General features: G+C 77.1%; 1 protein-coding gene. It reads left to right on the forward strand.

Features of this window, described 5'->3' with window-relative positions; translation table 11 throughout:
- The first annotated feature begins 11 nt into the window (after positions 1-11).
- Entirely contained in the window at positions 12-158 is a 147-nt protein-coding gene (locus ACLBXP_RS25800) for an asparagine synthase-related protein (RefSeq protein WP_447670649.1), read from the forward strand.
- The last annotated feature ends 139 nt before the right edge of the window (positions 159-297 follow it).

Raw genomic sequence — 297 nt, forward strand, 5'->3', positions numbered from 1 at the left:
CCCGCGACCTGCTGCTCGCCCCGGAGCCCGGGGACTTCCTCGACCGCGACCGCGTGCGGCGGATGCTGGACGAGCACCTCGCCCGCACCCGCAACCACGCGGTGGGCCTGTGGCCCCTCCTGACCCTCGAAGCCTGGCGGCGGGCCTGGGGCCGCTGAGGCGACGGCCCGACGCTCCTGGGACCAGGGCCGGCCGCGTGCGCAGGTCCGCCCCGCCCTGCCCCGGTCACCTTGGGTTCGGCCGGGCCTCGCGCTAGGAAGGCCCGGCACGGAGACCCAGGATGGCGATACGCCAGAC

The sequence above is a fragment of the Methylobacterium sp. A54F genome (assembly GCF_053346035.1).